This is a genomic window from Phyllobacterium sp. CL33Tsu (assembly GCF_900113985.1).
In the GTDB taxonomy this organism is placed as follows: Bacteria; Pseudomonadota; Alphaproteobacteria; order Rhizobiales; family Rhizobiaceae; genus Phyllobacterium; species Phyllobacterium pellucidum.
Genome location: NZ_FORJ01000001.1, coordinates 341066 through 366026, shown reverse-complemented (window position 1 = coordinate 366026; position 24961 = coordinate 341066). Strand labels below are relative to the sequence as shown.

General features: G+C 60.7%; 17 protein-coding genes, 1 tRNA gene and 1 riboswitch. Of the genes, 13 read left to right on the top strand and 5 right to left on the bottom strand.

Translation table 11 applies throughout. The features are described from left to right. The first annotated feature begins 81 nt into the window (after positions 1-81). Positions 82-1950 (top strand): polysaccharide biosynthesis protein, encoded by a 1869-nt coding sequence (locus BM074_RS01860; RefSeq protein ID WP_091919392.1) that lies wholly within the window; start codon positions 82-84, stop codon positions 1948-1950. Here BM074_RS01860 and BM074_RS01855 read toward each other — a convergent pair. After that, complete coding sequence (locus BM074_RS01855; protein ID WP_175498860.1) at positions 1947-2957, bottom strand: MraY family glycosyltransferase; 1011 nt, start codon at positions 2955-2957, stop codon at positions 1947-1949. The genes BM074_RS01860 and BM074_RS01855 overlap by 4 nt on opposite strands. 170 nt (positions 2958-3127) lie before the next feature. Here BM074_RS01855 and BM074_RS01850 point away from each other — a divergent pair. From BM074_RS01850 to cysQ, 9 genes are all read left to right on the top strand, one after another. Further along, positions 3128-3202: transfer RNA gene (locus BM074_RS01850), tRNA-Gln, on the top strand. Between the two features lie 369 nt (positions 3203-3571). Beyond that, complete coding sequence (locus BM074_RS01845; protein WP_027230034.1) at positions 3572-4615, top strand: autoinducer 2 ABC transporter substrate-binding protein; 1044 nt, start codon at positions 3572-3574, stop codon at positions 4613-4615. A 63-nt stretch (positions 4616-4678) separates the two neighbouring features. Then, positions 4679-6178 (top strand): sugar ABC transporter ATP-binding protein, encoded by a 1500-nt coding sequence (locus BM074_RS01840; protein ID WP_091919389.1) that lies wholly within the window; start codon positions 4679-4681, stop codon positions 6176-6178. Then, positions 6175-7152 carry an ABC transporter permease gene (locus BM074_RS01835; protein ID WP_091919387.1) on the top strand — a complete coding sequence of 326 codons (978 nt, stop codon included), beginning with the start codon at positions 6175-6177 and terminating at the stop codon, positions 7150-7152. Before BM074_RS01840 ends, BM074_RS01835 begins: the two co-directional genes overlap by 4 nt. 8 nt (positions 7153-7160) lie before the next feature. Further along, positions 7161-8156 carry an ABC transporter permease gene (locus tag BM074_RS01830; protein ID WP_091919385.1) on the top strand — a complete coding sequence of 332 codons (996 nt, stop codon included), beginning with the start codon at positions 7161-7163 and terminating at the stop codon, positions 8154-8156. Between the two features lie 73 nt (positions 8157-8229). Then, positions 8230-9171 (top strand): ribokinase, encoded by a 942-nt coding sequence (rbsK, locus tag BM074_RS01825; protein WP_091919384.1) that lies wholly within the window; start codon positions 8230-8232, stop codon positions 9169-9171. A gap of 252 nt (positions 9172-9423) precedes the next feature. Then, on the top strand, positions 9424-10329 hold the full coding sequence (gene cysD, locus BM074_RS01820; protein WP_091919382.1) for a sulfate adenylyltransferase subunit CysD: 906 nt from the start codon (positions 9424-9426) through the stop codon (positions 10327-10329). After that, positions 10329-12278 carry a bifunctional sulfate adenylyltransferase/adenylyl-sulfate kinase NodQ gene (gene cysN / locus BM074_RS01815; protein ID WP_091919380.1) on the top strand — a complete coding sequence of 650 codons (1950 nt, stop codon included), beginning with the start codon at positions 10329-10331 and terminating at the stop codon, positions 12276-12278. Before cysD ends, cysN begins: the two co-directional genes overlap by 1 nt. A gap of 175 nt (positions 12279-12453) precedes the next feature. Further along, complete coding sequence (cysQ, locus tag BM074_RS01810; RefSeq protein WP_175498858.1) at positions 12454-13248, top strand: 3'(2'),5'-bisphosphate nucleotidase CysQ; 795 nt, start codon at positions 12454-12456, stop codon at positions 13246-13248. Here the strand turns inward: cysQ and BM074_RS01805 are convergent. From BM074_RS01805 to BM074_RS01785, 3 genes are all read right to left on the bottom strand, one after another. Next, positions 13245-14264, bottom strand: coding sequence for a FecCD family ABC transporter permease (locus tag BM074_RS01805; protein ID WP_091919378.1), 1020 nt, complete (start codon positions 14262-14264; stop codon positions 13245-13247). The genes cysQ and BM074_RS01805 overlap by 4 nt on opposite strands. Before the next feature lie 806 nt (positions 14265-15070). Beyond that, complete coding sequence (locus tag BM074_RS01790; RefSeq protein WP_091919376.1) at positions 15071-16018, bottom strand: ABC transporter substrate-binding protein; 948 nt, start codon at positions 16016-16018, stop codon at positions 15071-15073. Beyond that, positions 16015-16818 carry an ABC transporter ATP-binding protein gene (locus BM074_RS01785; RefSeq protein WP_091919374.1) on the bottom strand — a complete coding sequence of 268 codons (804 nt, stop codon included), beginning with the start codon at positions 16816-16818 and terminating at the stop codon, positions 16015-16017. Before BM074_RS01785 ends, BM074_RS01790 begins: the two co-directional genes overlap by 4 nt. A gap of 284 nt (positions 16819-17102) precedes the next feature. Continuing rightward, a riboswitch (cobalamin riboswitch) is annotated at positions 17103-17317 on the bottom strand. Between the two features lie 154 nt (positions 17318-17471). Between BM074_RS01785 and BM074_RS01780 the strand changes: the two genes are divergently transcribed. The 3 genes from BM074_RS01780 (at position 17472) to BM074_RS01770 (ending at position 24188) form a co-directional block, all read left to right on the top strand. Then, positions 17472-20810: a transglutaminase family protein gene (locus tag BM074_RS01780; RefSeq protein ID WP_091919372.1), complete on the top strand. Its 3339-nt coding sequence runs from the start codon at positions 17472-17474 to the stop codon at positions 20808-20810. 91 nt (positions 20811-20901) lie between these two features. Continuing rightward, positions 20902-23298, top strand: coding sequence for a circularly permuted type 2 ATP-grasp protein (locus BM074_RS01775; protein ID WP_091919370.1), 2397 nt, complete (start codon positions 20902-20904; stop codon positions 23296-23298). Positions 23299-23306: 8 nt separating this feature from the next. Continuing rightward, positions 23307-24188: a transglutaminase family protein gene (locus BM074_RS01770; protein WP_027230021.1), complete on the top strand. Its 882-nt coding sequence runs from the start codon at positions 23307-23309 to the stop codon at positions 24186-24188. A 3-nt stretch (positions 24189-24191) separates the two neighbouring features. Here the strand turns inward: BM074_RS01770 and BM074_RS01765 are convergent, their stop codons facing one another. Beyond that, entirely contained in the window at positions 24192-24899 is a 708-nt protein-coding gene (locus BM074_RS01765; protein ID WP_091919368.1) for an MgtC/SapB family protein, read from the bottom strand. Between the last annotated feature and the right edge of the window lie 62 nt (positions 24900-24961).

The following is a 24961-nucleotide window of genomic DNA, read 5'->3' as shown; positions in this document are numbered from 1 at the left end:
TGCCCGGCTCATCCCTTGCGCAAAGGTGCTTTTGAACGTCCCTTATCAAGCCCGTCTGCATGCCGTGAACATCGAGGATCAATGACACTGGAAAATTTTCGGCAGGGCGTCTCGATGATGCCGCGTCGTTACAAGCAACTGATCCTGGTCGTATTCGACGTGATCGCGCTGACCTTTGCCGTTTGGCTCAGCTATCTGCTGCGATTTGGCACGTTCTTCATCCCCAACAGCGAACAGGCACTTTTGATGGTTGCCGCGCCGCTGATCGGGCTGCCGGTGTTCATCCGCTTCGGACTCTATCGCGCCGTCATCCGCTACCTGCCGGACAAGGCCATCTGGACAATGATCCAGGCCGTGACCATCTCTGTCATTCTCTGGGTCTGCCTGGCGTTCCTCACGCTCATGACCGGCGCTGAGGGCGTGCCGCGCGCTATTCCCTTCCTCTATTGGGTGCTGAGCATTGGAATCATCTGCGGCAGCCGCTTCGGCGCCAAATGGCTGCTGTGGAGTGCACTGCGCGACAAGCTCATGGCGCGGCAATGTCTGATTTTCGGTGCGGGTGATGCGGGACGCCAGCTTGCCAATGCGCTGCGCAGCCAGAACGAAGTATCCGTTGCCGGTTTCATCGACGACGACCGGAGCCTGCATGGCATGGATATTCTCGGTATCCGCGTCTATCCTACGCAACACCTTGAAACGCTGATCGATAATTTCGGTATCAGCGAACTGATCGTCACGACATCATCGCTGAGCGGCATCGAGCGTCGCCGGCTGATCGGTCGATTGAAGGCTCTGGACGTCAAGGTTCGTATTCTCCCGGCTATCTCCGACCTTACGGCCGGCAAGTATCTGGTCAGCCACCTGCGTGATATCGACATTGACGACCTGCTCGGCCGCTCGCCGGTTCCGGCCGACCCGACGCTGCTCGACAAGACCGTGGAAGGCCGGGTGATCCTTGTTACCGGCGCCGGCGGCTCGATCGGCTCGGAGCTTTGCCGCACCATCGTCAAGCTTGCGCCCGCCAAGCTCATTGTCTTCGATGTCAACGAGCACAGCATCTACCAGCTCCAGCGCGAGCTGGCGGGCATGACCGATTGCGTGATCGTTCCGGCGCTTGGTTCGATCAGCGATGCTTCGCTGATCCGCGCGCTGCTCGCCGAGCACAAGGTTGAAAATGTCTACCATTGCGCCGCCTACAAGCATGTGCCGCTTGTCGAAGAGAACGTCGTCGAGGGCGCGCGCAACAATGTCATCGGCACCGATGTGCTGGCCGCAATATCACAACAGGCCGGAGTGCGGAACTTCGTGCTGATCTCGTCCGACAAGGCCGTTCGGCCCTCCAATGTCATGGGGGCGACCAAGCGCTGGGCGGAACTTATCGTACGGCATCAGGGCGATATCGCCAGGGAGCAGGGGACCGGGCAGATATTTGCTTCGGTCCGTTTCGGCAATGTCATCGGTTCAAGCGGGTCGGTGGTGCCGCTCTTTCGCGAGCAGATCGCGCAGGGCGGGCCGCTGACGGTTACCCATGACGACATGACCCGCTATTTCATGTCCGTGCGCGAAGCTGCCGAACTCATCATCCAGGCCGGAGCGCTTTCCGAGGGCGGTGATATATTGCTGCTGGAAATGGGCGAACCGGTGCGTATCCGCGATCTTGCCGAAAACATGATCCTGCTCGCCGGACTGTCGGTGAAAGACAGCAGCAACCCCGATGGCGACATCGAGATCGTCACGGTGGGCATTCGCGACGGTGAAAAGCTGCATGAGGAACTGTTCTACGATCCCACCGGCGTCGGGTCGACGAGCCATACGAAAATCCTGCGCGCCCAACGCCGGTCCAATGCCGCCGACCACCTGCCGGATGCTGTGGCAGAGCTCCAGCTTCTGATTGAGCGGCGCGATACGGAAGGCGTCCGCAAGCTGCTCTACGAGCGCGCAACGTCTTAAAGAGTTCGTCGTCCAGCGCTGCGAAAGCGCGACAGCAGGAGCGTCACCGCCAGCAGTCCGGCGCAGATTGCGCAGGCGGCAACAAGCCCGCCATCGAATGTCAGGAAGGCGCAGATGCCGAGAATGAAATTCAGCGCGCCGACGCTGGCAACGATCTGCCAGACCGACCAGCCCGACCGTTTGGCGATCTGATAGGCATGCTTGGAGTGGGCAGCGAGAATGTTCTCGCGCGCCGCAAGCCGCATGAACAGCGTCGATGTGGCGTCGGCGATAAAGAACAGCGGCAAAAGCAAGCCGGCGGCGATTGAAAGGTCGCGTGCAACCAGGAAGAAGGCAAGCCCGCTCAAAAGCCCGATCGGGAGGCTACCGGAATCGCCGAGAAAAACCAGCGCTTTCGGGCGGTTAAACAGAGCAAATCCAAAGAGGCCCCCGGCGAGGCAGGCGGCAAGCACGCCCGTACCGGAAGCCACGAGGCCAATTGCCGCAAGAACCGCAGCCAGCGCCAGCGGTATGCCAAGCCCGGAAACGACCATCAGGTCGAGACCGTCCATGAAGTTGGTGAGGTTGATGAAATAGACGAGCGCAAAGGCAAGGAGGAGCCTCTCGACGGCGAAAGGAAGGAGCTCGGGCAGCAGCCGGAATTCACCACCGAGGCCATAGACGGCTATTCCGGCCGCAAGAAACTGTGCGATCAGCCGGACGCTTTCGGGCAGATGATGGCGGTCGTCGAAATACCCGGTGACCCACAGGATAAGCGCGGCGGCGCTGCTCGAGGCAAGAAATTGCCAGTCGAGACTGGCTGCCGGGCCGAATATCCAAAGCGCCAGGAGGACTGCCGGGATAATGGCAAGACCACCAAGCTGGCGCGCCGGCTGCGTATGGTTGGACCGCTCCGTTATGGCAGCACCGAGGAAATCGCTCGGCAGGAGCCTTATGATGGCCGCAAGCAGTATGGCGGCGCCGATGGCGGTGGCGATGAATGGCGCAAGCAATGCAGCAAAGGGCAATCCGGGCCTCGTTCGGAACGGCGTGAATTCGAAGTCACCCTTGTCACGAAAATTATATGGAAACAATTGCGAAGAGCGACAAATGGCCGATCATTCACGTTGCGCAACCCCGAGCCAGAGGTTATAAGGCCGCGCGGTCGGGCGCTTCGCCTTGACAGAACGCAAGATTTTGGGGCGTAGCCAAGTGGTAAGGCAGCGGTTTTTGGTACCGCCATTCCCTGGTTCGAATCCAGGCGCCCCAGCCATCCCGGACATCACGGAAATCTTGGCCTGGGCACTCGAAATATCGACCGTTCTGCACTTCTAAATTGCACACACTTTAACATTTCAAATAACATTTGTTCTATGCACCGCTTCCATATTGACAAGCGCCGCATCATCTTGAATGTTAAATGAAACGTTTCATCACGTAAGTATGAATCGCAGGGAGTGAGCATTCGCATCTGGACGGGAGTGGTCCGGCGCGAAGATCGGCAAGGCAGAACCAAGGTCGCGGCGCGCAATGCCGCGTGGTTTGATCGTTTGCCTCCAGTTTTCTTCCTGACACTTCGAAAGGTCGGCGGGTGGCTATGCCATTCCGCACGGTTTGGGCAACAACCAAGGAGGATATGCCTGTGAAGAAACTGCTCGCATCACTCGCCATTGTCGCGGCTCTTGTCGCGCCGGCAAAGGCCGAAGGGCCGATCGATACATCCAAAGTCAAAAAGGAATATGTCACGTCGGCTAGCGGCAAGACCTATTCCATCGCCACCGTGGTCAAGGTCGACGGCATTGCCTGGTTCGACCGCATGCGCGCCGGCGTTGAACAGTTCAAATCGGATACCGGGATGGATACCTGGATGGTCGGGCCGAGCCAGGCCGACGCTGCTGCGCAGGTCCAGATCGTTGAAAACCTGATCGCACAGGGCGTCGATGCCATCTGCATCGTGCCGTTCTCGGTCGAGGCGGTGGAGCCGGTGCTGAAGAAGGCCCGCGACCGCGGGATCGTCGTCATCGCCCATGAAGCCTCCAATATCGTCAATGTCGATTACGAGCTCGAAGCCTTCGACAACAAGGCCTATGGCGCCAAGCTCATGGAAGTGCTTGCCAAGAACATGGGCGGCAAGGGCAAGTATCTTGCGACGGTCGGTAGCCTGACCTCGAAGTCGCAGATGGACTGGATCGACGGCGCCATCGAATATCAGAAGAAGAACTTTCCTGAAATGTCGCTCGCGACCGAGCGTCTCGAAACCTATGACGACGCCAATCAGGACTACAACAAGCTGAAAGAGGCGATGACCACCTATCCGGACGTTACCGGCATTCTCGGCGCGCCGATGCCGACTTCGGCCGGCGCAGGGCGCCTGATCGCAGAGGGCGGTCTGAAGGGCAAGGTCTTCTTCGCGGGAACAGGTCTGGTTTCGGTCGCCGGTGAATACCTGAAGAATGGCGACATCCAGTATATCCAGTTCTGGGATCCCGCCGTTGCCGGCTATGCCATGAACGAACTTGCCGTCATGGCGCTCGAAAAGAAGAATGCCGAAATCAAGCCCGGCCTCGACCTCGGCCTTCCCGGCTATACGAGCCTCACCGCGCCCGACGCCTCCAAGCCGAACCTGCTCTACGGCGCTGGTTGGGTTGGCGTCACGGTCGATAACATGGCCCCTTACAACTTCTGATTTGCCTATTGTCCGGGCGGCGGCAGCGTTGTCGCCCGGACATTTCGAATGGCCGGAGCAAGCATGAGCGAGTATCTTCTGGAGCTGAATAATATCAGCAAACGTTTCGGCGGCCTCGTGGCGCTGGACGCGGTTTCGCTGGCAATCAAGCCCGGTGAAATTCACTGCCTTGCCGGTGAGAACGGTTCCGGCAAATCCACGATCATCAAGATCATGGCTGGCGTCTACCAGCCGACCGAGGGCGAAATACGCATCGACGGCGTCCCGGTAACCGGCATGACGCCCGCGCATTCGGTACAGCATGGCATTCAGGTCATCTACCAGGATTTTTCTCTCTTCGGGAACCTCAGCGTTCTCGAAAACCTCGCGCTCAATACGATGCTTCTCGAAAAACGCCGCATCGTCGACTGGACGCGTGCCCGCAACCTTGCCCAACAGGCACTCGCACGTCTCGGCGTTACGATGGACCTTGACGCCGATGTCGAAACCTTACCGACGTCCGGCAAGCAGATCATCGCAATTGCCCGCGCCGTCATGGTCAATGCCCGGCTCATCATCATGGACGAGCCGACGACGGCGCTGACGCGGCCAGAGGTCGATGCGCTCTTCCGTATCGTGCGCGATATCCAGGCGCAGGGCATCGCCGTCCTGTTCGTCAGCCACAAGATGCGCGAAATGCTCGAAATCAGCGAACGGCTGACCGTCTTGCGCAACGGCAAGAAGGTGGCCGAAGGCCCGATTACCGATTTCAACGAGCCGAAGATCACCCGCGCCATGACCGGGCATGATCTCACCGATCAGAGCTACGTTTGGGAGCCAGCCGCCGGAAACAGCCCGCCGCGGCTAGAGGTGCGCAATCTCTCTGTGCCGGGGAGTATCGAGGATATCAACCTGACGCTCCATGCCGGCGAAATCGTCGGCCTGTCGGGATTGATCGGCGCCGGCCGCACCGAGCTTGCGCTGGCGCTCTTCGGCATGAACCCAAAATTTACCGGGACAGTGACGGTCGACGGCAGGGAAGTGCATCCGGCGACAGTGCAGCAGGCCATCGGATCCGGCATCGCCTACGTTCCGGAGGATCGGCTCAGCGAGGGTCTGTTTTTGCCGCAATCGATCGAACGCAACATGCTGGCGACATCGCTGAATAATTTCGTGCGCGGCATCTTCATTGATCGAAAGCGAACGGCTGCGGCAACGTTGGGCATGTTCGGTGCGATGCAGATTGCTGCGCCAGGTCCGCAAACGCCGGTCAACCATCTGTCCGGCGGCAATCAGCAGCGCGTCGTGCTGGCGCGCTGGTTGCTGACGGGCGCAAGGGTGCTCATTCTCAATGGCCCGACTGTCGGCGTCGACGTTGGCTCCAAGGCGCAGATCCATCGCAAGATTCGGGAACTGGCCGTCGAGAACGGTCTGGCCGTGTTGATGATCTCCGACGACGTGCCGGAACTTGTCCAAAACTGCAACCGCATCATCATCATGCATAGGGGGCGTTTCGTCGATGAAATCGGACCTGATTCCTTGCATGAAGACGCTTTAAACGACCGGCTGAAGGCCTTGAAATGACTCTGTTTCGTCGATCGGAATTCATCATCGCCTGCATTCTTGTTGCTGCGATGATCATCATCGGACTTATCAACCCGGCCTTTTGGTCGCTGGACAACCTGTTCGGACTCTTGCGGGCCAATGTGATCATCGGCATCCTGGCGCTTGGCGTCCTTGTTGTGATGATTTCTGGCGGCATCGATGTTTCCTTCACAGCTTTTGCCGTCGCCGCCATGTACCTTACGATCAAGGTCATGATCTATTATGGCTATGGCGGTGTGCTCCTGCCCTTCGTCGCCGCAACGCTGATCGGCACTTTTCTCGGGGCTTTCAACGCCTTCTTCATCCATACCTTCCGCATGATCCCGCTGATCGTCACCCTCGGCACGGGCAGCGTCGTGCGCGGCCTGCTGCTTGGCCTCGTTGGCACCAGCATGATCAACATCGACAAGATGCCTCAGCAGTTGATCGCCTTCGCCAAGACGGACCTCATCAGCCTGACGTCTGCAAGCGGCACCAATTTCGGCCTGACCGCGATGATCCTCATCTATTTCGGCCTCGCGCTCCTCACGCATTTGTTCCTGCGCTACACCATGATGGGGCGCTCGGTGTTCGCTCTCGGCGGTGCGCCGGAGGCCGCAAGCCGGGTCGGCTTCAATACTCGCAACACGCTGTTCGTCGTCTACTGTTTCGCCGGTGCGCTGGCCGGATTTGCCGGGCTGTTACACGGCTCGATGATCTGGCTTGCCAATCCGCGCGATTTCGTCGGGCTCGAGCTTGATGTGATCGCGGCTGTGGTCCTCGGCGGCGCGTCCATCTTCGGTGGGCGCGGCAGCGTCATCGGCACGCTGCTTGGGGTGTTCATGCTGGTTATGGTCAAGAACAGCCTCATCATAATGAAGGTCGATACCACCTGGCAGCGGGTGGTCGTGGGCCTCATCATCATCATCGCCACGGCGCTCACCGCCTGGCGCGACCGCAAGAAACTGGTGTGAGACAGGACATGCAGAACAGCTCTATCGCCAAGCGCATTTTGGGGCAGGACCGCAATATCCTGCAGCTTCTCGTGATCACCGTGCTGGTCTTCGCGCTGATGTCCTATCTCAACCCCGATAAGTTCCTGCGCTACTACAATTTCGAGTCCATCACCTACATCATGCCGGAACTCGGCATTCTCGCGATCGCCATGATGATCGCGATGCTGACTGGCGGTATCGATCTTTCGGTCGTCGGCATCGCCAACCTCGCCGGGATTCTCGCGGGCGTGTTCTTCCACCATGTCATCACCGGAACTGACCAGTCCACCGGCATGATCATGCTTTATACGGGCATCGGCATATTGATGGCGCTGGCGATCGGTCTCTTGGCAGGTGTCCTCAACGGCTTTCTCATCGCCAAACTGCGCATCACGCCGATCCTTGCGACGCTCGGCACCGGCCAGATCTTCACCGGTCTCGCTGTCGTCCTCACTGGCGGCCCGGCGATCGTCGGATTCCCGGATGGCTGGAACTATATCGGCAACGGCAAGATCCTGGGCCTCGCAACGCCGTTCATCCTGTTCGTCGTCGTTGCCGGTGCTGTCGCCGTTCTGCTCACGCGAACCACACTCGGTGTCAATCTCATGCTCATCGGTACCAACCCGCGAGCCGCCGTCTTTGCCGGCCTGCGCAAGGATCGGATGATCTTCTATTCCTATATGCTGACCGGGTTTCTCGCGGCCATTGCCGGCATCATTCTTTCGGGGCGCACCAATGCCGCGAAATCGGATTACGGCGCATCCTACCTCTTGCAAGCCATCCTGATCGCTGTTCTTGGCGGCACAAACCCGGCTGGCGGCAAGGGCAGGGTGCTTGGTGTGTCGATCGCGCTGGTGGCACTGATGCTGCTCTCATCCGGCTTCCAGATCCTGCGCTTCTCCAACCACCTCATCGATTTCATATGGGGCGGCTTCCTGCTTTTGGTCATTGCTCTCAACGCATTTCGCAACACCGATCGATGAGGCCCCGTTTCTTTCCGCAAGATCGCTGATATAGAAAAATTCCAAACGACTGGACTACACAAGGAATACGCACATGGCCCACCGTATCGCCGTTGTCGGCAGCAACATGACGGATCTGGTTACTTCGATCGTCCGCATGCCCGCACCCGGCGAGACAGTCGAAGCGCCGGCATTCGCCATGGGGTTCGGCGGCAAGGGCGCCAATCAGGCGGTCGCGGCCGCAAGACTCGGCGCCGACGTCATGATGGTGACCAAGGTGGGCGACGATGTCTTCGGCCAGAGTACGATCCGCAATTTGCAGGACAATGGCATCGACATCACCCATGTCGATACGGCTGCCGGCCAGTCAAGCGGCGTTGCGCCGATCTTCGTCGACGAGCATGGCGAAAATTCCATCCTGATCATCAAGGGCGCCAACAACGAGTTGAAGCCGGCGGATATCGATGCCGCGGCAGAAGACCTGAAGCGATGCGATCTCATTCTCATGCAGCTGGAAGTCCCGTTGGAGACGGTCTACTACACGATCGCCTTTGCCGACCAGCATGGCATCGAGACCATTCTCAATCCGGCGCCGGCCGCGCCGGATCTCGATGCCGGCAAGGTCACCAAAGCGACGTTTCTTGTGCCGAACGAAACGGAGCTCGCCTTGCTGACCGGCATGCCGACCGGTACCGATGCCGAAATCGAGACTGCGGCCCGCTCATTGATCGCCAAGGGCATTCGCACCGTCATCGTCACCCTTGGCTCGCGTGGCGCGCGGCTGATCACTGCTGACAAGGCGACGCTGATCGAGCCGCTGAAGGTCCAGCCCAAGGATACGACGGGAGCTGGCGACGCCTTCATCGGCAGCTTTGCCCGGTTCTACGTGGAAGGCCGCGACGTCGAAGCCTCGCTGCGCAAGGCTGCGCTCTATGCCGCCGATTCGATCACCCGCGAAGGCACGCAGAAGTCCTATGCCGATGCGAAAGCGTTCGATAAATTCATTGCTGGTCTTGGCGACAGCAAGGCCGGATGAATTTTCCACGATAGAAGGTTTTTAAAACGGTTGTGGTTGGACGCCACTCGACAGGAGCATGGCGTTCTTAGATTTCGCCCGCAACGGCAATAAATTGGCGTCGATTTTGCGCGAGGCGTGAAACCATCCTTTTCTAAACCGCGACTGTTCCACTATGTTTGCGGCACGTTCCGGCAGTCGAAGGACGCCGGTGTCCTGAATGATTTTTGCTGGCGTCGATAACGCGTCCGGCACAAGTGGATAGTGATTTTGATGACCAAGAACCTGACGCATCTTCAGCGTCTTGAAGCCGAGGCAATCCACATTTTCCGTGAAGTTGCGGCAACCTTCGCCAAGCCGGTGATGCTCTATTCCATCGGCAAGGATTCGTCCGTCATGCTGCATCTGGCGATGAAGGCGTTCTATCCGGCAAAACCGCCATTTCCGTTTCTCCATGTCGACAGCACGTGGAAATTCAAGGAGATGATCGCGTTTCGTGATTCAGAAGCTAAGCGGCTTGGGTTCGATCTTCTTGTCCACAGCAACCAGGAAGGCATCGAGCAGGGCATCAGCCCCTTCGTTCATGGTTCGAACACGCATACCCACATTATGAAGACGATGGCGCTGCGCCAGGCACTCGACAAATATGGCTTCGATGCTGCCTTTGGCGGCGCGCGCCGCGACGAAGAGAAGTCACGCGCCAAGGAACGCATCTTTTCCTTCCGCAATGCCCAGCATTCCTGGGACCCGAAGAACCAGCGTCCGGAAATGTGGAAGATCTACAATACCCGCGTCGCTAAGGGTGAATCGATCCGCGTCTTTCCAATTTCCAATTGGACCGAACTCGACATCTGGCAGTACATTATGCAGGAGGAGATTCCGATCGTTCCCCTGTATTTCGCCGCCAAGCGGCCCATCGTGGAGCGCGATGGCATACTGATCATGCGCGATGACGAACGGATGCAGATGCTGCCGGGCGAGGTGCTGCAGGACAAGATGGTTCGGTTCAGGACCCTTGGCTGCTACCCGCTGACCGGCGCTGTTGAATCGAGCGCCACGACGCTTCCGGAGATCGTCGGCGAAATGCTAGTTTCCCGCACGTCGGAGCGGCAGGGCCGCATGATCGACAAGGACGAAGCCGGCTCCATGGAAAAGAAAAAGCGTGAGGGCTATTTCTGATGAGTAAACCAGCCCAGATCGAGTTGTCCGCAGCCGAAGCAGCCGCCGAGGAAATCAACGCCTATATGGCCGAACAGGAAAAGAAGTCGCTCTTGCGCTTCCTGACCTGCGGCTCCGTCGATGACGGCAAGTCGACGCTGATCGGCCGGCTGCTCTACGACACGAAGCTGATCTTCGAGGATCAGCTTGCAGCCCTAACCAACGACAGCCGCAAGCACGGCACGAATGGCGAGGATATCGACTTCGCCTTGCTTGTCGATGGCCTTGAGGCCGAGCGCGAACAGGGCATCACCATCGATGTGGCCTATCGCTTCTTCTCGACGCCGAAACGCAAGTTCATCGTCGCAGATACGCCCGGGCACGAGCAATATACCCGCAACATGGCGACCGGTGCTTCGACAGCGGATCTCGCCATTGTGCTCGTCGATGCGCGGCAAGGCGTGCTGCAGCAGACGCGGCGTCACAGCTTCATCGCCTCCCTGCTTGGCATCCGCAATATCGTGCTGGCCGTCAACAAGATCGATCTCGTCGATTACTCCGAGGAGATTTTCGACAGGATCGTCGAGGAATATCAGGCATTTGCGGGCAAGCTTGGATTCAATTCGATACAGTCGATCCCGCTTTCGGCGCGCTACGGCGACAATGTCATCGGCGCATCGGATAAGTTGCCCTGGTATAAGGGGCCATCGCTGCTCGAACATCTCGAAACCGTGCCGCTTTACCGCACCGCCGAAGAACGCCCTTTCCGGTTTCCGGTTCAATTCGTCAATCGCCCCAATCTCGATTTTCGCGGGTTCGCTGGCACGATTGCCTCGGGTTCCGTAGCGCCCGGCGACGAGGTCGTGGTGGCGAAGTCCGGCAAGACATCGCGTGTCAAGCGCATCGTCACCTGGGATGGCGATCTCGATCGCGCCGGCGAGGGCGAGGCGGTTACCATCGTGCTGGAAGATGAGGTCGAGGTTTCGCGCGGCAACATGCTGGTTTCGCCGGGCGCGCGCCCTGAAGTCGCGGACCAGTTCGCGGCCCATCTTGTCTGGTTCGCCGAGCATGCGCTCATTCCGGGCCGTTCCTATATCCTGCGCACCGAGACCGATCAGGTCACCGCCACGATCACCGATCTCAAACATCGAATCGATATCAACAGCTTCGCCGAAGTTGCTGCCAAATCGCTCGATTTGAATGAGGTCGGGGTCTGCAATATTTCGACGCAGGAGCCGATAGCCTTCGATTCCTACAGGTCCAACCGTTCGACCGGGTCGTTTATCCTCATCGATCGTCTGACCAATGCCACGGTCGGCGCGGGCATGATCGATTTTGCGCTTCGCCGCGCATCCAACGTGCACTGGCAGGCGCTCGACGTCGATAAGGCGTCGCGCGCGGCACTGAAGGATCAAAAGCCGGCCGTGCTGTGGTTTACCGGGCTCTCCGGTTCGGGCAAATCCACGGTTGCGAACCTTGTCGAAAAGCGCCTCTCATCGCTCGGCAAGCACACCTATATCCTTGACGGCGACAATGTCCGCCACGGCCTCAATCGCGATCTCGGTTTCACCGAGGAAGATCGCGTCGAGAATATCCGACGCGTCGGCGAGGTGGCAAAGCTTATGGTGGATGCGGGGCTGATCGTGCTGGTCTCGTTCATTTCGCCTTTCCGCTCCGAGCGGCGCATGGCGCGTGAATTGCTTGGCGACGGCGAATTCATGGAGATCTTCGTCGATACGCCCTTCGAGGAATGCGCCCGCCGCGATCCGAAGGGTCTTTACGCCAAGGCGCTGCGCGGTGAGATCAAGAACTTCACCGGTGTGGATTCGCCCTATGAGGCGCCGGAGAACCCGGAGCTTCATCTGAAAACCGTCGGGCGAACGACGGAAGAGCTTGCCTCCGAGGTCGAAAACCTGCTTGCTGAGCGTGGCATCATCTTCAATTACGACCAGAGTTCGTGGTCCATCTAGATCAAGTCATGCAATTCGCACTCACGCCCCTATGGGTTGCCGCCCATCTCCCCCACAACGGGGGAGGTCGCATAGGTATGTCCGCCTGCACTTCGAATGTTGCTGAGCGTGACAGAACCTGCGCGTTGGTCTACCCGCTTGGAATGAAAATGCCCGGCAGGGCAGAGAGCGCTGCATGACATTCCACTCTGATCTGCTCACCCTCTTCGAAGAAACCGCGATCGTTGCAGGTCAGAAGATCCTGCGTATCTACGAGGAAGGCTGCGCTGTCGAACTCAAGGACGACAAGTCACCCGTGACTGCAGCCGACCACGCAGCCGAGGCGATCATCCTTCAGGCGTTGCGGGGTGCGACACCGGATATACCCATCGTTGCCGAGGAAGAGATCGCAGGCGGCCACGTGCCCGGCGATCTCGGCACCCGCTTCTATCTGGTGGATCCACTCGATGGTACGCGGGAGTTTGTCAGCCGCAATGGCGACTTTACCGTCAACATCGCGCTCATCGAAAACGGCGTACCGGTGCTCGGCCTCGTCTACGCTCCCGTGCGCGGCCTGCTCTTCACCGGCGGCTCCGAGGGGGCGCAACAAGTGACGATCGATCGCAACGGCAGCGTGCTCGAACGTTACGCCATTGCCTGCCGTTCAGCCCCCGACGTTCTGGTCGCGGTTGCGAGCCGCTCGCACCGGACGCCTGAAACCGACGCCTATCTCGGCCAGTTCGCCATCGCCGATTGTGTTTCGGTTGGTTCATCGCTGAAATTCGGCCTGCTCGCGCGCGGCGAGGCTGACATCTATCCGCGGCTGAGCCGCACCATGGAGTGGGATACGGCGGCGGGCGATGCCGTATTGCGCGCGGCCGGCGGCATGACCTTGACGCTCGAGGGCCGGCCGCTGACTTACGGGCGGCGCAACCAGGCGCATGACGCGGATTTCGCCAACCCGCACTTCGTGGCTCGGGGCCGGCTTTAGCCTCGCGGTTTTCGCAAGAGCATCGTTACCACGAAGAACGCCCCGACCGAACTCGTCACGATTCCGATCGGCAACTCTTGCGGCGCGAGCAGCAGGCGCGCGGCAAGGTCGCTGAGCAGGATCAGGATGGCGCCGAAAATGGCGCAGGCAACGATCAGTCCGGCGTGAAGCTGGCCGGCGAAGCGGCGGGCCATGTGCGGGATCATCAGGCCGACAAATCCGATGACGCCGGCAACCGAGACGAAAATCGCGGTCGAAAAGGCGCATACGATAAAAACGACACTGCGCGTGCGCGCTACACGCACGCCGAGGCTTTCGGCGGTGCTTTCTCCGGCGAGAAACGCATCGAGCCGGCGGTGGTTGAAGAGCGCAAAGGCGAGGATCGCGGCAAGGCCGGTGATCGCCAGCGGCAGATTATCCCACCGCGCTAGGCCGAGACCGCCGAGTGTCCAGAACAGCACGGAGTGGGCGGCGCGCTGGTCGCCGAGGAAGACGATATAGTTGGTGAGTGCGGCAAAAAGGAACGAGACGGCAAGACCCGCGAGGATCAGCCGTTCGGGTCCCTGGCCTTCGATGCGCCGAACGAGCACCAGCACCAGCAGGGCCGCGAGCATGCCGCCCGAAAACGCGGCAATCGGCAAGGTCCAGATGCCGAAGCGATCGCCGAAGATGCTGATCACCGAGACGGCGCCGGCGGCCGCACCCGAGGAGAGGCCGAAGAGGAACGGGTCGGCGAGGTCGTTGCGCGTGACGGTCTGCAGCATCGCGCCGATGACGCCAAGGCCTGCACCGACGCAGAGCGCAAGGATGACGCGGGGCAGGCGAAGGTCGATGATGATGCGTTGCACCGGCGCGGCGACGGACGTGTCGCTGAGACCGGCGGCATTTGCAAGTGCACGCATGACGTCGTCGAGCGGGATCAGGGTCGAGCCATAGGCAATTGAGGCAAGGACAAGGGCGAGCATCGCCACGCTTCCGCCGATAAGCATGCGTCGTTGCGCGGGGGCGAAGCTCATTCACCCCCCTCTGGGCTGCCGCCCATCTCCCCCACAAGGGGGGAGAAAAGCCTGCAGTCATCTCGGCGCAATACCCTGCCGGTGGCGACTGAACTAATCGCCGGAAGCCAATCGATCTCCCCCCTTGTGGGGGAGATGCCCGGCAGGGCAGAGGGGGGCGAGTGGATCATTTCGTCAATGATTTTCGAATGCGTTGCCGCCTTTCCCTCCCCCTTGTGGGGAGGGTGGCTGCGCAGCAGCCGGGAGGGGCATGCCTGGGATGCCTCGAAGGGCTTCGCGGTCGCAAGAACCCCGCCCCGGACCTTCGGTCCGACCCTCCCCACAAGGGGGAGGGAAAGGCGCGAACCCGCAGAGGCCAACGCCTCTTTCGAGTAGCGAATGTGCGAAACCGCCAATCGATCTCCCCCCTTGTGGGGGAGATGCCCGGCAGGGCAGAGGGGGGTGAGTGGATCATTTCGTCAATGACTTTCGTATGCATGGCTCCGCCTTTCCCTCCCCCTTGTGGGGAGGGTGGTTGCGTAACAGCCGGGAGGGGCGTGCCTGTGATGCCTCGAAAGGCTTCGCGGTCGCAAGAACCCCGCCCCGGACCTTCGGTCCCACCCTCCCCACAAGGGCGCGAACCCGCAGAGGCCAACGCCTCGTTCGAGTAGCGCGTGTGCGAAGCCGCCAATCGATCTCCCCCTTGTGGGGGAGATGCCCGGCAGATCATTTCGTCAATGACTTTCGTATGCATGGCGCCGCCTTTCCCTCCCCCTTGTGGGGAGGGTGGCTGCGCAGCAGCCGGGAGGGGCGTTGCTGGTCACCCCTCAAAACGCTTCCGGGTGCATCGCACGAGCTATCTTGCCGATAGCCTCGATATTGGCAGGGCCGGGCGTGATCTCGGCGTAGCGCAGAGCGACGAAGCGTTCGTTCTTCACCGCATCCGTCTCCTTCATCGCCGGGTGTGATTTGAGGAAGTTCAAAAGCTTCTGATAGCCGGCATCATCCTGATAATCGAGAAGGACGAGGAATTGGGGGTTGCGCGCGGCGACCGTTTCCCACGACGTCGTGCCCCAGCTCGTCTCCATGTCGTCCATGATGTTGACGCCACCGGCTTCGCGGATCAATGCCGACGGCATGGCGAACTTGCCGGCCGTGAACGGCTTGTCCTCACCGGAGTCATACAGGAAGACGCGGGTGTCGCCGTTCCCGCCGATCTTGCCCTTGATCGCGGCAAGCTCCGCCTTCCAGCCAGACACCAGCTTGTCGGCCTCGGCGTCCCTGCCGAAAATCTTGCCGAGCTTTTCAATATCGCCATACAGCAGATCCATCGAGGCGGCGGGACGATTCTTGTCGAGATGAACGCAGCTCTCCGTCAGGACGAGCGTCTTGATACCGTAGGGGGCGAGCGTGTCCGGTGTAACGTCGCCGCCCGGCTTCATGCCGTAGTACCAGCCGGCAAAGAAGAAATCGGGATTGGCGGCGACGAGGTTCTCGATGGTCGGATATTTGGGTGCAAGCTCGGGGATCGAACCTTGCTGCCTCTTGAACGCTTCATCTAGCTTGTACCAGCCGGTGATGCCGGTCACGCCGACGATCGAGGGCTGGAGGCCGAGCGCGAAAGCCATCTCGCTCATGTTGATATCCTGGATGACGGCGCGTTTCGGCGCCGCGTCGAAGGTCAGCGGCGTGCCGCAATTGTCGACAGTGACCGGAAAGGCATATGCCGGCGCGGATAGCAGCGTGAGCGCGAGTGCGATGAGGGCTTTTTTCATGGGAGTCTCCGTGACTTATCAGATTGAACGGGGCCGGGAACGTCGAACACCATGAGTTCGCGGTCCTGATGCGGGTGGCGCAGGCGCAGGACGTCGAGGTCGAACACGTCGCTGACGATCCGCGGGGTCAATGTCTCGTTGGGCGTGCCGGTGGCGACGATCTTGCCGGCATGCATGACGGCGACATGGCTGGCGAACGGCGCGACGAGCGGCAGGTCGTGCAGGACGGCGACGGTGGTGATGCCGAGCCCGGAAACGAGCGAAAGCAGGGCGCTGCGTGCCTTCGGATCGAGGTGATTGGTCGGCTCGTCGAGAAACAGGATCGCCGGTTGCTGGGCGAGAGCGCGCGCCAGCTGCAGCCTCTGCCGCTCGCCGCCGGACAGCGAACCAACCGTCCGCGCCGCAAATGACTCTACGCCGGCACGATCCATGGCTTCCCCAACAATCTCGCGGTCCGTCGCGGCGCTGTAGCGCCCGCCATGCGGAATACGGCCAAGCGCTACATAGTCGATGGCGCGCAACTGGCGGTCCGGCGTATCCGTCTGGCCGACGAGGGCGAAGCGGCGTGCCCGATCCAGCGGGGTCAAGCGGTTAATATTCTCGCCTTCAATGTGAATGGCCCCGCTTGTCGGCGCCGCAAGCCCCGCCAGCATCCGCAGCAGCGTGGATTTGCCGGCGCCGTTCGGACCGATGATGGCGAGCCGCGATCCGCGTGAAATTTGCAGCGATGCAGCTTCAACCAGGCACTTGCCGCCGATTCGATAGCTGACCGTGTCAGCGCTGAGAAGGATGGAATTCATGGCTGGCGTTTTCCGGCAATCGAAAATTTTCGCACCCAGGAAACTTCGATCAAATTATGTAATGTTATATCGTATGATAGCAAACGCGAAGTAATGTCAACCGGCAGGATCCAGCCAGGGTGCGGGCACAGGCGATGATGATGATGAGGGTCGATGTGCATACCTGTCCTTCATGAGGACAGGAACAGGGAACGTGGATATTCCAATCACGGCACGCCTCAGCAGTTGCTCAAGGTCATCCGTAAACGGCAACATCGCATCGCTCCCGGTACACCCCGTCCGGTTCGAATCATTTGCTTGATGGCAGGTCTCCTGGCTCGCGGGTCTCAGCTTTGCCCGGCCTTCCCGATCGTTCGATCAGTGGCATCGTCAGGCAACGCTCGCCGCTTACAGTTGCGGGGGCAGCCACGGTCTCGGTCCCTATTGGGTACGCCTCACCGTGTTCCCTTTTCATCTCCGGTGTTGTCATCCCGGAGAAACCATCGGCGCGGATGCTATGCGGGGATTTCTCCGCTGGCAAGCACGTTTATACGGCAAAATTCTCAAGTGCTAAAATAATTGGCAATAGGACATTTTAAGACGTGCCCTATGAAAGAGAGTAGTTTAGGTTTCAGTTTGTTTCGCGCGATGCGCGGCCAGTTATTTGAGGCGATATGGCAATTCACGCTGCGGTCTACCATCTGACGCACTATAAATATGACCGTCCGATCATGCTCGGACCTCAGGTCATTCGCCTGCAGCCTGCGCCGCATTCGCGTACGAAGGTTCTCAGCCACTCCCTAAAAGTCAGTCCTTCCAATCACTTCGTCAACCTGCAGCAGGATCCCTACGGGAATTTTCTCGCCCGCTTTGTGTTTCCCGAGCCCGTCACCGAACTGAAGATCGAGGTCGACCTCGTTGCGGACATGACGGTCTACAATCCCTTCGATTTCTTCGTCGAGCCCATCGCGGAGACGTGGCCCTTCGCCTATCCTGAGGATATCCGGGACGACCTCTCGATCTATCTGAAGCCGGAGCCAACGGGTCCGCTGCTGAGCGCGTTTCTTGCAACGGTCGACCGCAACCCGACCAATACGGTGAATTTCGTCGTCGACCTCAATGCGCGTATCCAGCGTGAGGTTGGCTATGTCATCCGCATGGAAACCGGCGTGCAGGAGCCCGATACGACGCTGGGCGTCGCGACCGGTTCCTGCCGCGATTCCAGCTGGCTGCTCGTACAGGTCCTGCGCCATCTCGGCATCGCGGCCCGGTTCGTCTCCGGCTATCTGATCCAGTTGAAACCCGATCTCGTCGCCCTTGATGGCCCGGCGGGCACGAACAAGGATTTCACCGACCTTCACGCGTGGTGCGAGGTTTATCTGCCGGGCGCGGGCTGGATCGGACTTGATCCGACCTCGGGCCTTCTGACCGGCGAAAGCCATGTTCCGCTCGCCGGAACGCCGCACTACAGAAACGCCGCACCGATTTCCGGCATGGCCGAACCCGCCAATGTCGAGTTCAATTTCGACATGCATGTGACACGGGTCTCCGAACACCCGCGCATAACCAAACCGTTCTCGGACGAATCCTGGGCCGCGCTTGATGCTTTGGGCGACAAGGTCGATGCGATGTTGACGCAGCGCGACGTGCGGCTGACCATGGGCGGTGAGCCTACCTTCGTGTCGATCGACGATTTCGAATCCGGCGAATGGAACACCGATGCGGTCGGCCCGACCAAGCGCGAAAAGGCCGACATGCTGATCCGCCGACTGCGCGATCGCTTTGCGCCCGGCGGCTTCCTGCATTACGGGCAGGGCAAATGGTATCCGGGCGAAAGCCTGCCGCGCTGGACCTTCTCGCTCTACTGGCGCAAGGACGGCAAGCCGATCTGGGTCGATCCGAACCTCATCGCTGCCGAAAACAGCAAGGGCGAGATCAAGCCGGCGGACGCCGAAAAGCTCTTGACCGGCATGGCGAACGTTCTTGGCGTCGAGACGGAGATGGTCGCGCCGGCATATGAGGATCCGGCCGAGTGGCTGGTCAAGGAAGGCAATCTGCCGGCCAATGTCGATCCCTCCAATTCCAAACTCAAGGACCCGGAAGAGCGCAGCCGCATGTCCCGCGTCTTCGAACGTGGCCTGACTGAACCGACGGGTTATGTGCTTCCGGTACAGCGCTGGAACAGCCAGGCTGTCGCCGGCCCGCGCTGGCGCAGCGAAAAGTGGACGACACGCCGTGGCAAGCTCTTTCTGGTGCCGGGAGATTCGCCGGTCGGATACCGCCTGCCGCTCGGAGCGCTGCCGCACGTCCCGCCTTCGGAATATCCTTATATCGTGCCCGTGGACCCCTCCGTGGAACGCGGACCGCTTGCCGACTCGATTGCTCAAGCAGAGCCGGCGGGCCGGGACACGCCGCAGGCTGTCGCGTCATTCACAGCCGCCGAAGGGGGCCAGCAGGAGCGGGTCGAACAGGAACTGGGCGATATCGGCGGTGCGGTGCGCACCGCGATCTCGGTTGAGCCGCGCGAGGGCCGCCTCAGCGTATTCATGCCGCCGGTTGAAGCGCTGGAGGACTATCTCGAACTCGTCGGCGCCGCCGAGGCTGCCGCGGCGAAGCTCGGACTGCCGGTTCATATCGAGGGCTACAGTCCGCCGCAGGACCCGCGCATCAACGTCATTCGCGTAGCGCCGGACCCGGGTGTCATCGAGGTCAACGTCCATCCTGCCGCCAACTGGCGTGAGTGCGTCGAAACGACAACGGCGATCTATGAGGAAGCGCGCCAGTCGCGCCTCGGCGCCGACAAATTCATGGTCGACGGCAGGCACACCGGCACGGGCGGCGGCAATCATGTCGTTGTCGGCGGCGAAACGCCAAATGACAGCCCGTTCCTGCGGCGGCCGGATCTCTTGAAGAGCCTTGTTCTTCACTGGCAGCGGCATCCATCCTTGTCCTACCTGTTTTCCGGCCTCTTTATCGGCCCGACAAGCCAGGCCCCGCGCATCGACGAGGCGCGCCATGACAGTCTCTATGAGCTCGAAATCGCCATGGCGCAGGTGCCGATGCCGGGTCGCGGCGCACCGCCTCTGCCCTGGCTGGTCGACCGGCTTTTCCGCAACCTTTTGATCGACGTCACTGGAAACACCCACCGGGCGGAAATCTGCATAGACAAGCTGTTCTCGCCCGACGGACCAACGGGACGGCTTGGCCTCGTCGAGTTCCGCGGCTTTGAAATGCCGCCCAATGCCCGCATGAGCCTCGCGCAGCAATTGCTGGTTCGGGCGCTGGTCGCACGCTTCTGGAACAAGCCCATCGAGGGCGGGTTCGTGCGCTGGGGCACGTCGCTCCACGATCGCTTCATGCTGCCTGCCTTTGTCTGGGCGGATTTTCTAGATGTTCTCGCCGATCTGCGCGAAAACGGCTTCGAGTTCCGGCCGGAATGGTTCGAGGCACAGCTCGAATTCCGCTTTCCGTTCTGCGGCGAGATCGAACGCGAGGGCGTCAAGCTGGAACTGCGCCAGGCGCTGGAACCGTGGCATGTCATGGGCGAGCAGGGCGCCATCGGCGGGACGGTGCGCTTCGTCGACAGTTCGGTCGAGCGCCTGCAAGTGAAGATGGAGAACTTCAATCCTGCGCGCCACAGCGTTGCCTGCAACGGGCGCGAAGTCCCGCTGCGGATGACCGATACCCAGGGTACAGCCGTCGCAGGCGTGCGCTACAAGGCGTGGCAGCCGCGCAGCGGGCTCCATCCGATGATCCCGGTCAATACGCCGCTTGTCTTCGATATTTACGATCAATGGTCGGGCAGGGCGATCGGCGGCTGCGTCTATCATGTCGCACATCCGGGTGGGCGCAGCTATGATACTTTTCCCGTGAATTCGAACGAAGCGGAGGCGCGCCGCCTTGCCAGGTTCGAAGGGCGGGGACACACGGCGGGGGCCTATGAACTCAGGAAGGAGCAGCCTTCCGGCGAGTTTCCGATGACCCTCGACCTCAGGCGGCCACGGCCAAGTTGATGCGACGAATGCGAGATCGGATGGGTCTGAGTTTTACCCCGGCTCTGTCTAGCCAGATGCCCCGCCACCGCGGCCCGAGGGGTGTGCAACCATGCCATCGCCCGTGAGAGCGCCAAATGTGTCAGGGCTGCTCGCGGGTTATCAACCGCTGCCCAATGTTGCCGACGAAATGATCGACCCCTCCGGCGCAGTGCGTCCGGGTTGGGAATCCCTGCTTCGCAGGCTCGATCAAATCGGTCCTGAAAAGCTCGCGACCCGCTTTGCCAAGGCCAGCCAATATCTGCACGATGCGGGCGTTTATTACCGGGTCTACGATGAAACCGGCACGCAGGAACGAGAATGGCCGCTGGCGCATATCCCGCTTCTGATTGACGAGCATGACTGGCAGTCGATCACGCGCGGTCTTGCCGAGCGTGCGGATCTCCTGGAAGACATCGTCGCCGACATTTATGGCGAGAACCGGCTGATCGGCGAGGGCGTGCTGCCGCCCGATCTTATTGCTTCGAATTCCGAATATTTGCATGCAGTGGCAGGCGTGGAGCCGGCGAGCGGGCATTTCCTGCATTTTTGCGCCTTCGAACTCGGCCGGGCGCCCAACGGCAGGTGGTGGGTTCTCGGCGACCGCACGCAGGCGCCGTCGGGTGCCGGTTTTGCCCTTGAGAACCGCGTCGCAAGTACGCGGGCTCTGGCGGATGTTTCCGCATCCATGAACGTTCACCGGCTTGCGGGGTTCTTCAAGGAGTTTCGCGATTCGCTGCAGGCGCAGGTCAAGAACCCGCAGGGACGTGCGGCAATTCTCACGCCCGGACCCAACAACGAAACCTATTTCGAACACGCCTATATCGCGCGCTATCTCGGCTTCATGCTGCTGGAGGGTGATGATCTCACCGTCAGCAAGGGCAAGGTCATGGTGCGCACCGTTTCGGGCCTCAAGCCCGTGGATGTGCTGTGGCGACGCATGGACGCCGCCTATATGGACCCGCTTGAACTGAAGGCGGATTCCTGGATCGGCACCCCCGGCATGGTGGGGGCTCTCCGGCAACGTTCTGTCTCGCTCGTCAACGCACTTGGTTCAGGCATCCTGGAGACGCGGGCCTTGCTGGCGTTTCTCCCGGCCATTTCCAACGCGCTGCATGGGCGCGACCTTGCGCTGCCCAGCATCGCCACATGGTGGTGCGGCCAGGACAAGGAGCGCCGGCACGTCATGGATCACCTTGACCAGATGATGGTGGGACCGGCGATGTCGAGACAATTGCCGTTCGAGGATATGGGCGCGACCGCGCTCGGCGCCGGCCTTGACGAGGGCGCACGCAGCGAACTGCTTGCACGGCTGAAGGATGACGGGCGCAGCCTTGTCGGGCAGGAGGCGGTCAAGCTTTCGACGACGCCGGTCTATGTCGACGGCAAGCTGGAACCGCGCCCCTTCGTATTGCGGGTCTTCGCCGCGCGGACCAAGCATGGCTGGAGCTTTCTGCCCGGCGGTTTTGCGCGCGTAGGCCTTACACTAGATACCGCTGCGATCGCCATGCAGCGTGGCGGGCAGGCCGCCGACGTGTGGATCACGAGCAGCGGACCGGTCGGCAAGGACACGCTGCTGCCGCGCGAGGATGACGCTTTCCGGCGCAACGTGCCGGGAACGCTCCCGAGCCGTGCCGCTGAAAACCTCATGTGGATGGGACGCTATATCGAGCGGGCGGAAGGAACCGCGCGCATCCTCCGGGCCTGCCACGCGCGTCATGCGGAGGCGGCCAACAGGGAACTTCCGCTGCTCGCGGAAATGCGCGCCTATCTGAAGCCTCTCGGCGTCGATCTCGACAGCGCCATTCCCAAGGGCCTCTCGCGCTCGATCGACGGAGCAATGCTCAGCGCCAGCCGTATTCGCGATCGCTTTTCGCCGGATGGCTGGCTGGCGTTGCGGGATCTTTCGAAGACGATCCATCGTTTTCATGATGTGGTGGCTGCGGGCGACGACACAACCCGGGCAATGACCATCGTTCTGCGCAAGCTTGCCGGCTTTTCCGGCCTCGTGCACGAGAACATGTACCGGTTCACCGGCTGGCGCTTCCTCGAAATCGGACGCCGCATCGAGCGTAGCATCGGCATGGCGCGCATCCTGGCAACGCTATCGCGTCCGGACGCAGCGGATGGGGCGCTCGAAATGCTGCTGGAGATCGGCGACAGCGTCATGACCCACCGGCGCCAATATAGCGTCTATTCCGGACGCCTCAGCGTGCTCGATCTTCTGGCGCTCGATCCGCTCAACCCGCGCTCCATTCTTTTCCAGCTGGAGGCCCTGAAGACGGAGTTCGGGCTTCTGCCGGCGCGCGATTCGAGCACCGAGATGCCGGTACTTATGAAGAAGGTGCTTCGGCTCCACACCGACCTTGCCATTATGGAAGCGTCGGAGCTCACGCCGGACAAGCTCCATGGACTTGCCTATGAAATCGGAGTGCTCTCCGATACGATCTCCGACACCTATTTCGCCTGAGGCGACCGATGCTCTACAATATCCGCCTGCACCTACACTATGATTACGAGCGCTCCGCCGCCGGCGGGCGTCACCATATTCGCGTCATGCCGCAGACGATGCCGGGCATCCAGCGGGTGATCGCCTCAAGCCTGTCCTTCGACCCGTCTGCAGCCGAGCGATCCGAGTTTACCGATTTCTTCGCCAACACCGTAACATCGATAGCCTACCGCAATCCGCACGAGACGCTCGATGTGACAATGACGGCGCGGGTAAATGTCACGCGTCCGCCGACAATGCTCGATGTATCGCCGGACATGGCTGGCCTTCAGAAGGAAATACGCAGTGTTCGGTCGATAGCAGCGGACGCACCGCATCACTTTCTGAACTCCACCGATTATGCCGCAATCGATCCGCAGATCACCGCCTATGCGGCGGAGAGCCTTGCCCAGGCGCGCACGGTGATGGAGGTCGTGAACAGCCTCAACCACCGCATTTACAAGGACTTCACCTATGACGGCGAGGCGACAGACGTGCGCACGTCGGCGCGGCAGGCATTCGATCTCAAGGCCGGGGTCTGCCAGGATTTCAGCCATGTGATGATCGCCGGATTGCGCGGACTCGGCATCCCGGCCGGCTATGTCAGCGGTTTCTTGCGCACGATACCGGCACCGGGCGAGGAGCGGCTCGAGGGCGCCGACGCGATGCACGCTTGGGTACGGGCCTGGTGCGGCCGCGAAGCCGGCTGGCAGGAGTTCGACCCGACCAACAACATGGTTGCCGGCAATGACCACATCACCATCGGCTATGGTCGCGACTACGCCGATGTGTCGCCGATCGTTGGCATCTTGAAGACAAGCGGTTCGCAGGAAGGCAAGCAGTCCGTCGATGTCATCCCGCTTGAGCCCTAGCGCTCAGCCGCGATCGGAGTCGAGGATCGTGTCGAACAGTTCGATCGTGTACTTTTTCTCGACGAACTCGATCAGATCGAGCGGCGGCCCGGCTATCTCCGGCCTATGCCAGCGCACCTCATAGGTAACCGTCACGTGGTTACTGTCAGGCCGGCGATATTGTTTCATGAAGCGCGCCCGATAGCCGATGGACGCGAGTTCCTGCTCGAATGCGCGCTGCGTTTCGCCGTCCTGGCGCACGATCGTAAGAAAAGCCTTTCGCTCACGGGAAATCCGGATATCGATAAGTTTCATCGCCCAAAGAATCAAATAGACAAGGGTGGTCGCAACGCATGCCAGTTCGATGAGACCGCTGCCGAAAGCGAGCCCGATCGCCGTCATGATCCACAACGTCGCCGCCGTCGTCACCCCGCTGACGAGGTCGCCGCGCTTGAAGATCGCGCCGCCGCCGATGAAGCCGACGCCGGTGAGTATCCCGAGCGGCAAGCGCATCACGTCGATATTGACGAAGGAATCAGGCGGTTTGCCGACTGTTGTCAGAAGCAGGTTGGCCTGGATCATCGCGATGCAGGCGGCAAGGCCCACCAGGAGCGTCGTCCGCAGGCCGGCAGCGTGCCCACTCGCCTCCCGGTTGAACCCGATGATCGCACCCGCCACAACAGTCAGGCCGAGGCGAATGGCGATGTCTTCCCATGTCAGATAAAGGTCCACCGTTGCACCTTGAGGCTTGTTTCTCGCCACGGATAGGGGGACGTCAGCGCCATGGCCCCTAT